This window comes from Mycobacterium sp. 1423905.2 (assembly GCF_001673155.1).
Classification (GTDB): domain Bacteria; phylum Actinomycetota; class Actinomycetes; order Mycobacteriales; family Mycobacteriaceae; genus Mycobacterium.
In genome coordinates this window covers 1-8,100 of sequence record NZ_LZLE01000107.1, presented here as the reverse complement: position 1 = coordinate 8,100, position 8,100 = coordinate 1, and the positions used below count along the sequence as shown (strand labels likewise).

The 8,100-nt window shown below is 67.9% G+C and carries 11 protein-coding genes; 7 read left to right on the top strand and 4 right to left on the bottom strand.

Annotated features, from left to right (window positions below; genetic code table 11):
- Positions 1–384: ArsA-related P-loop ATPase (locus A9W95_RS05885; protein WP_156746037.1), on the bottom strand; the 384-nt coding region annotated here is incomplete at its 3' end.
- A 79-nt stretch (positions 385–463) separates the two neighbouring features.
- On the opposite strand from A9W95_RS05885, the gene A9W95_RS26735 reads away from it, so the two are divergent.
- From A9W95_RS26735 to A9W95_RS05875, 3 genes are read left to right on the top strand one after another with little or no spacing between them, the layout of a single operon-like run.
- Positions 464–625, top strand: coding sequence for a DUF4177 domain-containing protein (locus A9W95_RS26735; protein WP_003419736.1), 162 nt, complete (start codon positions 464–466; stop codon positions 623–625).
- 8 nt (positions 626–633) lie between these two features.
- Positions 634–1,101: a RidA family protein gene (locus A9W95_RS05880; protein ID WP_067409662.1), complete on the top strand. Its 468-nt coding sequence runs from the start codon at positions 634–636 to the stop codon at positions 1,099–1,101.
- A 1-nt stretch (position 1,102) separates the two neighbouring features.
- On the top strand, positions 1,103–1,885 hold the full coding sequence (locus A9W95_RS05875; RefSeq protein WP_067409661.1) for an MBL fold metallo-hydrolase: 783 nt from the start codon (positions 1,103–1,105) through the stop codon (positions 1,883–1,885).
- Between the two features lie 657 nt (positions 1,886–2,542).
- Here A9W95_RS05875 and crp read toward each other — a convergent pair.
- Both crp and A9W95_RS28365 read right to left on the bottom strand, forming a co-directional pair.
- The gene (gene crp / locus A9W95_RS05870; RefSeq protein WP_036362963.1) at positions 2,543–3,217 is read right to left on the bottom strand and encodes a cAMP-activated global transcriptional regulator CRP; all 675 of its coding nucleotides are present in this window, start codon (positions 3,215–3,217) and stop codon (positions 2,543–2,545) included.
- Between the two features lie 98 nt (positions 3,218–3,315).
- On the bottom strand, positions 3,316–3,711 hold the full coding sequence (locus A9W95_RS28365) for a hypothetical protein (protein WP_067409660.1): 396 nt from the start codon (positions 3,709–3,711) through the stop codon (positions 3,316–3,318).
- Between the two features lie 173 nt (positions 3,712–3,884).
- Between A9W95_RS28365 and nth the strand changes: the two genes are divergently transcribed.
- Genes nth through marP form a run of 4 tightly spaced genes read left to right on the top strand, consistent with a single transcriptional unit; the run spans position 3,885 to position 7,237 of the window.
- Positions 3,885–4,565 (top strand): endonuclease III, encoded by a 681-nt coding sequence (nth, locus tag A9W95_RS05860; protein ID WP_156746039.1) that lies wholly within the window; start codon positions 3,885–3,887, stop codon positions 4,563–4,565.
- A gap of 28 nt (positions 4,566–4,593) precedes the next feature.
- The gene (locus A9W95_RS05855) at positions 4,594–5,232 is read left to right on the top strand and encodes a TlpA disulfide reductase family protein (protein ID WP_067409658.1); all 639 of its coding nucleotides are present in this window, start codon (positions 4,594–4,596) and stop codon (positions 5,230–5,232) included.
- Between the two features lie 32 nt (positions 5,233–5,264).
- Positions 5,265–6,038, top strand: coding sequence for a CoA pyrophosphatase (locus A9W95_RS05850; RefSeq protein ID WP_067409657.1), 774 nt, complete (start codon positions 5,265–5,267; stop codon positions 6,036–6,038).
- 5 nt (positions 6,039–6,043) lie between these two features.
- Positions 6,044–7,237, top strand: coding sequence for an acid resistance serine protease MarP (gene marP, locus A9W95_RS05845; protein WP_156746038.1), 1,194 nt, complete (start codon positions 6,044–6,046; stop codon positions 7,235–7,237).
- On the opposite strand, the gene A9W95_RS05840 is transcribed toward marP, so the two are convergent.
- On the bottom strand, positions 7,230–8,100 hold an 871-nt coding region (locus A9W95_RS05840), incomplete at its 5' end, for an alpha/beta fold hydrolase (RefSeq protein ID WP_067409655.1). The two genes, marP and A9W95_RS05840, sit on opposite strands and share 8 nt — an antisense overlap.

Below are 8,100 nucleotides of genomic sequence, written 5' to 3'. Positions count from 1 at the left end.
CGCGATCGTCGTCGCGAATTCGATGGCACCGATGCGCCGCATGGCGCGGCCGGCGATGCCCAGGTTGTAGAACATGTCGAGGTATTCCAGGAAGGCGGCTTCGATGTCGATGGCCAGCGCATTGACCTGGCCGCCGCGCTCGGCGGTCGCGATCTTCAGTTCCTGGTAGGGCAGTGGGGGCACATCGAAAAGCTGCGCAATGCCTTGGCGCCCTTCGACTTCCACAAGGAGGACTTTGCGGCCGCCGGCGGCCAGGGTCAGGGCCAAGGCTGCGGCGACGGTCGACTTCCCGGTACCGCCTTTGCCGGTCACAAAGTGCAAGCGGGCCTTCGACAAACGCGACGGCCAGCCGACAGAACTACCGCCGGTAGAAGTGTTTGCCACCTTCGCATGCTAGCCCTAGCGCCTAGCCCTGCCACCGGCCTGGCCGGTGCTGGTCACCTGCGGCGGATAAGCTCGCCAGATGACCCAACCCACTGCGTGGGAGTACGCGACGGTTCCGCTACTTACCCATGCCACCAAACAGATCCTCGACCAGTGGGGCGCCGACGGCTGGGAGCTGGTGGCGGTGTTGCCCGGACCCACCGGCGAGCAGCACGTCGCCTACCTCAAGCGCCCGAAGTAGCGCGGGCCGTGACCGCTGGATCATCGTGGACGGCCCGGCTGGGCCAACTCGGCGTCGCGCTGCCGCAGACGGTGGCTCCGCTGGCGGCGTATGTCCCCGCGGTGCGCACCGGCAATCTGGTTTACACCGCGGGCCAATTGCCTTTCGAGGCCGGCAAGCTGGCGGGGACCGGCAAGGTCGGTGCGGACATCAGTCCTGAGGAAGGCAAGAGGTTGGCGCGGGTGTGCGCGCTTAACGCGCTGGCGGCGATCAATGCGCTGGTCGGGCTCGACGCGGTGACTCAGGTGGTCAAGGTGGTCGGATTCGTCGCGTCGGCACCGGGTTTCCACGGTCAGCCCAGCGTCGTCAACGGGGCCTCCGACCTGCTGGCCGAAGTCTTCGCCGACAAGGGTGCGCACGCCCGGTCGGCGGTCGGCGTGGCCGAGCTGCCGCTGGACGCTCCGGTGGAAGTCGAGCTGATCGTGGAGGTCGGCTGACATTCCGACGTCCCTGACTCATCCGGCATACGGGCAGTTACGGCCGGTCACCGACACCGCCTCGGTGTTGTTGGCCGACAATCCCGGGCTCTTGACGTTGGAGGGCACCAATACCTGGGTGTTGCGTGGGCCGCGCAGTGACGAGGTAGTGGTCGTCGACCCCGGCCCGGACGACGAGCACATCGAGCGGCTGGCCGGGCTGGGCCGCATCGCGCTGGTGTTGATCAGTCATCGGCATGTCGATCACACCGCCGGCATCGACAAGTTGGTCGAGTTGACCGGGGCGCCGGTGCGTGCGGCGGATCCGCAGTTCCTGCGCGGTGATGGGGTGGCGCTGAGCGACCGTGAAGTCATCGACGCCGCCGGAGTGAAGGTGACGGTGCTGTGCACGCCGGGGCATACCGCTGACTCGCTGTCCTTTGTTCTCGACGACGCGGTGCTGACCGCCGATACCGTGCTGGGCCGCGGTACGGCGGTGCTCGATAAGGACGACGGCAACTTGACCGACTATTTGGAGTCGCTGCATCGGCTACGCGGCCTGGGCCGCCGGACGGTGTTGCCCGGGCACGGGCCCGACCTCCCTGCTCTGGACGCGGTCGCTGCCGACTATCTGGTGCACCGGCAGGAGCGTCTGGAGCAGGTGCGTTCGGCGCTGCTGTCGCTGGGGGAGGACGCCACGGCTCGGCAGGTCGTCGAGCATGTTTACGTCGACGTCGATGACAAGCTGTGGGATGCGGCCGAGTGGTCGGTGCAGGCGCAGCTGAACTATTTGCGTGGAGAGTGAGTTCTCGGCTGCGTCGAGTGTTGCAGGTAGTGCGTCGACAGTGCGCCTAGGGCGTCGAGTGTGCAGTGAAGGCGGGTAATCCGCCGAATCCCCGCCCACAGTTCCCGCTCGACGCCGGCATTGCACGCTGGGCGTCGAGGGTGCACCTAGGGCGTCGAGTGTGGAGCCGAGGCGTCGAGTGTGCACGTAGGGCGTCGAGTGTGCAGGTAGTGCGTCGAGTGTGCGCCTAGGGCGTCGAGTGTGCAGCTAGGGCGGGTAATCCGCCGAATCCTCGCCGAGGATGCACGCTCGACGCCGGCACTACACAGTCAGCGCCAAGGCGCGGGCTTACCGAGCGCCGTACTGAATACTCGCTCGGTCGCGCCCGCGCCAAGGCGCGGGCTTACCGAGCGCCGTACTGAATACTCGCTCGGTCGCGCCCGCGCCAAGGCGCGGGCTTACCGAGCGCCGTACTGAATACTCGCTCGGTCGCGCCCGCGCCAAGGCGCGGGCTTACCGAGCGCCGTACTGAATACTCGCTCGGTCGCGCCCGCGCCAAGGCGCGGGCTTACCGAGCGCCGTACTGAATACTCGCTCGGTCGCGCCCGCGCCAAGGCGCGGGCTTACCGAGCGCCGTGCCGAATACTCGCTCGGTCGCGCCCGCGCCAAGGCGCGGGCTTACCGAGCTCGGCGGGCCAGACGCTCGGAGTCGGAGATCAACACGCTCTTGCCCTCCAGGCGGATCCACCCGCGGTGGGCGAAGTCGGCCAGCGCCTTGTTCACCGTCTCGCGAGACGCGCCGACCAGCTGGGCGATCTCCTCCTGCGTCAGGTCATGGGTGACGCGCATGGCCCCACCCTCCTGAGTCCCGAATCGCTGGGCGAGCTGCAGTAGCTGCTTGGCCACCCGGCCCGGAACGTCGGTGAAGATGAGGTCGGCCAGGTTGTTGTTGGTGCGACGCAGCCGTCGCGCGAGAACCCGCAGCAGCTGCTCGGCGATCTCTGGCCGGTCGGCGATCCACGCCCGCAACGCGTCACGGTCCATGGACACCGCCCGCACCTCGGTGATCGTCGTCGCGCTCGACGTCCGCGGCCCGGGGTCGAAGATGGACAGCTCGCCGAACATGTCCGACGGCCCCATGATGGTCAGCAGGTTTTCCCGACCGTCGGGTGACCGGCGACCGATCTTCACCTTTCCGGCGACAATGATGTAGAGCCGATCACCCGGCTCGCCCTCGGCAAAAACCGTGTGTCCGCGGGGAAAGTCGACCGGCTGCAGTTGTTTGGTCAGTGCGGCGACTGCGCTGGGCTCAACCCCTTGGAAGATTCCTGCCCTTGCCAGGATCTCGTCCACGATGCCTCTTCAGCCTTCCAACGAAGTGATACGGGCAGGCCAATTTATTACGACTGACACGAGTCTAAAGGTAGGCCAATAGGTGCGACCTGCCAACGCTACACACGATTGACATGTCGAGATGCCGTAACCGGGGTATTGGGCCGGTGCCGGCCATGCATGCGCGTGGGCAGCCCGACCTCGACCCGGCCGGCGATGTCCGTGGCAAAGAAAGTCTCGGCGTGGTGCCGGCCGGTGAGCGCACGCGGCGCGGGCGCCTCAGCCAGCCGCTGCGCCTGACGCAGGTGCAGTAACTCCAGCGCCTCCGGCATTCCGTCCCGGGCCAGCGTGTGGACGTCGACGGCCTCGGCTTGGTCAAGGAAGGCCGCGACGTCGGTAGCGGTCACCGTGTCCTGGGCAAGCGCCTTCTCCAGCCGCCCGAGGCCGAGCGCAGCAAGCATCAGTAGCCCCGGGATCCAGGCCACCAGCAACCATGACACAAGGAGAGTAAACATGGCCTTGCATCAACACCGGGTCTCAGGGAGATCACGAAATCAGTACTCTGTCGTAGGTGACAGCGGCGAAGTCATCCGGGCGTTCCAAGTCCAAGCCGGCCGCGCCCGCCCCCGACCTCGCCAAGCGGTGGACCAGCGAGACCCGGACCGGATTGGTGCGGCGCGCCCGCCGGATGAATCGCACGCTGGCGCAAGCCTTTCCGCACGTGTACTGCGAGCTGGACTTCACCACACCGCTCGAGTTGGCGGTGGCCACCATCCTTTCGGCGCAGAGCACCGACAAGCGGGTGAATCTGACGACACCCGCGCTGTTCGCCAAATACCGGACCGCGGTGGACTACGCGCAGGCCGATCGCGCCGAATTGGAAGCGCTGATTCGCCCGACTGGTTTCTACCGCAACAAGGCAACGTCGTTGATCGGCCTCGGTCAGGCGCTGGTGGAGCGGTTCGATGGGGAGGTGCCGGCCACCATGGAAGAGTTGGTGACGCTGCCCGGAGTCGGCCGCAAGACGGCCAACGTCATCTTGGGCAACGCCTTCGACATTCCCGGCATCACCGTCGACACCCACTTCGGGCGACTGGTGCGCCGCTGGCGCTGGACTGCCGAAGATGATCCGGTGAAAGTCGAGCACGCGGTCGGCGCCCTGATTGAACGCAAGGAATGGACGCTGCTCAGTCACCGGGTGATCTTCCACGGCCGACGCGTCTGCCACGCCCGCAAACCCGCCTGCGGTGTGTGCGTGCTGGCCAAGGATTGCCCCTCCTTCGGGCTGGGGCCCACCGAACCGCTGCTGGCCGCGCCCCTGGTGCAGGGCCCCGAAACCGAGCACTTGTTGGCGTTGGCCGGGCTGTGAGGCGTGCGCCGGAAGCCGGGATGAGGAGTTGACCGGCCGGACTCGCTGGACCATCGCGGTCCTGGTGGTGGTCGCCGCGCTCATCGTGGCGCTGGTGGCCCAGCTGCGCGACCACGACGCGGCCACCTCGACGACCCAGCCGCCCGCGGTGCGCGAACATCGCGACGCCGACACTCCCGCGGCGCTGGCCGGTCCTCGGCAGCGGGCGAACCTGCCGCCCTGTCCGGCGGCCGGCGCGGACCCAGGTGCGCGGGCGTTACGCGACGTGGTGGTGGAGTGCGCGGCCGACGGCTCTGCAGTGGATGTGGCGCGGGCGCTGTACGGGCACCGGGTGGTGCTCAATTTGTGGGCTTATTGGTGCGCGCCTTGCGTGGCCGAACTGCCCGCGATGGCCGAATATCAACGACGGGTGGGAAACGACGTATTGGTGGTGACGGTGCATCAGGATGAGAACGAGACGGCCGGGTTGCTGCGGTTGGCCGATCTCGGCGTTCGGCTGCCCACCCTGCAAGATGGCCGCCGTAAGGTGGCGGCGGCCCTGCGGGTGGTAAACGTCATGCCCGCGACGGTGGTCCTGCGGCCGGACGGTAGCGTTGCGCAGACCCTGCCGCGGCCTTTTGGCAGCGCCGACGAGATTGCGGCTGCGGTCGGAAACGACACGGGGTAAGCGTGGGGCAATGGGACCCGAGGAGGGCGCCGATGAGTGCTGCGGTGGCCTTGACTCCTGAACTCGCTCCGCCGTGGCTGCGGCCGTTGGTGGACAACATCGATCAGATCCCCCAGTCCTACCGACGCCGCCTGTCCGCCGAGATGCTGGCGATGGTGACGGCGGCCAAGGTGACCTCGTCGGCGGCGTCGCTGCGCGGTGCCGGTAGGGAGGCCGCCGTGCTGGTGCTGTTCTCGGGCCCCGACTCCGGGCCGGCCGACGGTCGGCCCCCCGAGGATGCCGACCTGCTGCTGACGGTGCGTGCCTCGAGCTTGCGACACCATGCCGGCCAGGCCGCCTTTCCCGGCGGCGCCGCGGACCCCGGTGACCGCGGACCGGTCGCCACGGCCCTGCGGGAAGCGCGCGAGGAGACCGGGATCGACGTCGGCCGCCTGCATCCGCTGGCCACCATGGAGCGCACGTTCATCCCCCCGTCGGGGTTCCACGTCGTCCCGGTGCTGGCCTACTCGCCGGATCCGGGCCCGGTCAGCGTCGTCAACCAGGCAGAGACGGCCATCGTCGCCCGAGTTCCGGTGCGCGCCTTCATCAATCCGGCCAATCGCTTGATGGTCTACCGCAATACGCTCAGCCGCAGGCTGGCCGGCCCGGCGTTTCTGTTGAACCAAATGCTGGTGTGGGGCTTCACTGGCCAGGTGATTTCTGCAGTCCTCGACGTTGCAGGTTGGGCTCAGCCGTGGGACACCACCGACATTCGCGAACTGGACGAGGCGATGGTGTTGGTCGGCGGTCAAGGTGAGCCGCGATGAACTCGATGACACCGTCGCAGTGGCTGGACATTGCCGTCTTGGCGGTGGCGTTCATCGCAGCCATTTCGGGCTGGCGGTCCGGTGCGCTCGGCTCCTTGCTGTCGTTCGCCGGTGTGCTGCTGGGGGCGATCGCCGGTGTGCTGTTGGCGCCGCACATCGTCAGCCACATCACTGCGCCGCGAGCCAAGTTGTTCGCCGCGCTCTTCCTGATCTTGGCGCTCGTGGTGGTCGGTGAGGTCGCCGGCGTGGTACTCGGCCGGGCGGTTCGCGGCGCGATCCGCAACCGGCCGATCCGGCTCACCGACTCCGTCATCGGGGTGGGCGTGCAGCTGCTGGTGGTGCTGACCGCCGCGTGGCTCCTGGCGACACCACTGACCCAGTCCAAGGACCAGCCCGAATTAGCCGCGGCGGTCCGGGGCTCGCGGGTCCTGGCGCAGGTCAACGACGTGGCGCCCAGCTGGCTGAAGAACGTGCCCAAGCGGCTGTCGGCGCTGTTGAACACCTCCGGCCTGCCCGCGGTGCTGGAACCGTTCAGCCGCACCCCCGTCATCCCGGTCGCCTCGCCGGACCCGGCACTGGCCAACAACCCGGTGGTGGCGGCCACCGCGCCCAGCGTCGTCAAAATCCGCAGCCTGGCACCCAGCTGCCAGAAAGTGTTGGAGGGCACCGGGTTTGTCATCTCGCCGGACCGGGTGATGACCAACGCCCACGTGGTCGCCGGATCCAACAGCGTGTCGGTGTATGCCAGCAACAAACCGTACGACGCGACCGTGGTCTCCTACGATCCGTCGGTCGACATCGCCATTCTCGCCGTCCCCAATCTGCCGCCCGCGCCGCTGGTCTTCGACGACGGTCCGGCGAAAACGGGCACCGACGTGGTGGTGCTGGGTTATCCCGGCGGTGGCAATTTCACCGCCACCCCCGCGCGGATCCGGGAAGCGATCCGGCTCAGCGGCCCCGACATCTACCGCGACCCGCAGCCGGTGACCCGAGATGTGTACACGATCAGAGCCGATGTGGAGCAAGGCAATTCGGGCGGTCCGCTGATCGACCTCAACGGACGAGTGCTCGGTGTGGTGTTCGGCGCCGCTGTCGATGACCCCGACACGGGCTTTGTGCTGACCGCCGAAGAGGTGTCCGGTCAGCTGGCGCGAATCGGCGCGACCCAGCCGGTGGGTACCGGCGCTTGCGTCAGCTGATTTGACGGCCGTGCACCTGATCGAGAAACCGCGTCAAGTGCCGGTTGACTTCGTCGGGCATCTCTTCGTGGCTGAAATGCCCTGCGTCAGCGATGGATAAGTAGCGGCCGTGCGGTGCGTATCGTTGGGTGCGCTCGACCGGTGCCGCCAGCACGTACGGATCGGCGTCGCCGCGCAGATGCAACACCGGCGTACCCAGTTGCTGCATCATGGATTTCATGAATCGCCGGCCCTCGCCGCGCAGCTGACTGCGTACGGCCCAGCGCTGGTATTCCAGCGCGCAGTGCGCCGCCGCGGGGATCTGGATGGCCTGCCGCAGGTAGCCGATGCTTTGCGAAAAGTCCTCCGAAGCAAGCCATTTGGCCGATCCACGGCTGCGGACCAGCCGCTCTATCTCCGCGCCGTTGTGCCGGGTGAGTAGCCGCTCCGGCCAGAGCGGCACCTGGTAGCGCAGCAACGTCGGCAGCAGTGCGCGACCCTGGTCACGGCGCAGCAACGTGGTGCGCCGCAGCGCGGCCGGGTGCGGCGAGCTGACCAAGGCGATGGCCCGGACCAGTCGGGAGTGCAGCACCGCAGTGGTCCAGCACGCCAGCCCGCCGTCGGCGTGCCCGATCAGCGTCGCCGACGAATGGCCCAGCGCCCGGATCAGCCCGGCGGTATCGCCGGCCAGCGTCCACCCGTCGTACCCCCTGGGAGGCTTGTCGCTGCCGCCATAGCCGCGCAAGTCAACCGCGACCACGCGTGCGCCGGTCAGCCCGCGCAACTGATGCCGCCAGGACCACCAGAACGAACCGAACCCATGCAGCAGGATGACCAGAGGGCGTGCTGTCGCCGGTTCGGTGGGCGCGTCCGAGGTGGGCGGC